Source organism: Thermanaerothrix sp., from assembly GCA_026417795.1.
Lineage (GTDB): Bacteria > Synergistota > Synergistia > Synergistales > Synergistaceae > Thermanaerovibrio.
On record JAOACP010000070.1, the window covers coordinates 1 to 2066 of the forward strand.

General features: G+C 50.0%; 2 protein-coding genes, 2 tRNA genes and 1 other RNA gene. 4 read left to right on the forward strand and 1 reads right to left on the reverse strand.

Features of this window, described 5'->3' with window-relative positions; all coding sequences use genetic code 11:
• The first annotated feature begins 18 nt into the window (after positions 1 to 18).
• From N2315_08970 to N2315_08985, 4 genes are all read left to right on the forward strand, one after another.
• Positions 19 to 105 (forward strand) — tRNA-Ser (locus N2315_08970).
• 182 nt (positions 106 to 287) lie between these two features.
• Positions 288 to 375, forward strand: a tRNA-Ser gene (locus N2315_08975).
• 11 nt (positions 376 to 386) lie between these two features.
• Positions 387 to 485, forward strand: an RNA gene (gene ffs / locus N2315_08980) — signal recognition particle sRNA small type.
• Entirely contained in the window at positions 480 to 1328 is an 849-nt protein-coding gene (locus N2315_08985; protein MCX7829308.1) for a queuosine precursor transporter, read from the forward strand. Before ffs ends, N2315_08985 begins: the two co-directional genes overlap by 6 nt.
• Positions 1329 to 1485: 157 nt before the next feature.
• Here N2315_08985 and N2315_08990 read toward each other — a convergent pair.
• The coding region (locus N2315_08990; protein MCX7829309.1) for a hypothetical protein at positions 1486 to 2066 on the reverse strand (581 nt) is incomplete at its 5' end.

The window sequence follows — 2066 nt, forward strand, 5'->3', positions numbered from 1 at the left end:
TCTCAGCCTCAGGCTTTTGGAGAGATGCGAGAGCGGTTGAATCGGACGGTCTCGAAAACCGTTGAACCCGTAAGGGTTCCGAGGGTTCGAATCCCTCTCTCTCCGCTGGAGTATTTCGTTGGTAAAGAAAGCGAGGGATTCGAACCGAAACCTTCGCCGACCAACGGGAGGAAAAGGCGGCAGGATGCCGCCGACAGAAGGTAGAGGTAGGTCGGAAGGGACGTACAGGATGTACGTAACTAGAGCCGAACCCCTCATTCTGCTGAGATAAAAGTGCATCTTTTTATGGAGAGATGACCGAGTGGCCGAAGGTGCACGATTGGAAGTCGTGTGTACCCCTAAAGGGTACCGAGGGTTCAAATCCCTCTCTCTCCGCTACTTCCCATCATCAGGAACCATGCGAAAAAGCTCTACCCAACCCCGCCAGGTCCGGAAGGAAGCAACGGTCAGTAGGGTCTTTTTGCGCCGTGGACCTCCTGATGGTGGGATTTTTTATTCCCAGCGGCGGGGAGGCTGTTTGCCGATATAATACGCCGCGGCGGTCGTTCCTCTGCTACCCGCCTTATCAAAACAAGGAGTTCCTCATGCAAAGCTCCCCTCAACAGAGAAACGGCATTTCCAGCTATCGTTACCTTGATCTGGTAATGGCCTATTTTGTAGCGGTGCTCATCATCAGCAATGTGGCATCCTCGGCGAAAATCGTAGACCTGGGTTTTTCCCTTTTTGGGGTTCCCATGGCCTTTGATGGGGGAACCCTTCTTTTCCCACTTTCCTACATATTCGGAGACATTTTAACCGAAGTCTATGGCTTCCGGGCCTCCCGCCGGGTTATCTGGACAGGCTTTTTCTGCCTTGCCCTGGCAAGCCTTATCTTTTTTGTTTTAAAACGGCTCCCTGCGGATGCTACCTGGGAAGGGTACGCGGGGTCTGCCGCGTACGATGCCATTCTGGGGGGCATGAGCAGTGGCGGCATAGCCCTGGCAAGTCTTGCGGGCTATTGGGCGGGGGAATTTTCTAACTCGGCGGTTCTTTCGCGGATGAAGGTTCTTATGCAGGGAAGACATCTCTGGATGCGGACCATCGGGAGTACCCTGGTTGGTGAATTGGTGGATACCACCGTGTTCGTTCTTGTGGCTTCCCTCTTTAACGTATTTGGCTGGGAACTTTTTATCACCCTGGTACTCACAAATTATCTTTTTAAGTGTGGCGTAGAAATTCTCATGACCCCCGCCACCTACAAAATCGTGGCTTTTCTGAAAAAGAAGGAACAGGTGGATACCTACGATGTGGGGGTAAAACTGAATCCCTTCAGCTTTGCTCAAAAATAACATTTTGGAAGTGAAAACTCCCTTTCTCTGCGACCCGGCAAGAGAGGGACGACAGCCATGCAAAAGGCATTGAACGAAAAGGCCCCTTTTAAGGAGGATTTTGCAGAGGAATACTCCCTAAGGGGCCGAGAGGGGCACAGTTCTTTTAAAAGTGCCCCTATTGATACATGATAAGATAGGGCCGAGGATTCAAACCATATACTTCCTTAGGTGAAAGGAGAGGCTCGTCGAACCCTGCGCCAGGGATGCCGGATTTAAAAAATAATTTAAAAGCCTTGACCGGCATATTGGTTGCTAGAGCATTGTATTGATAGGTGGAGCGCTTCATGGCGGGCGGTCCAAAGCCATCGGCACAATGAACCAGCCGAACACGACTAAAATCCGCCCTCACCTGCTCTCGGTTTTGTATCATCTTCCAATTAAATTGATGGATTACCAGCATCCGCTCTCCGGGGATATCATGTTCAATAAGGTATTGCTCCATTACCTGTTGAGCCCGGTTTATCTCATCGGCCGTCACAGACCCAATCTCTTGCATAGGCACGGTGGTACGCCATTCGGGATCCAACGCCAGATGCACATGGGGATACCGTAAATAGGGTAACATCTTTTTTAAAGAATCAATCACATCGTAACGACCAATCTGATGATCCAGAAACACAAGCATGTTTTTTTCTAACGCAAAATCGATATATTTTTTTAAGAGCCCTTCAGAAATGATACCGATCTCACCCTTTG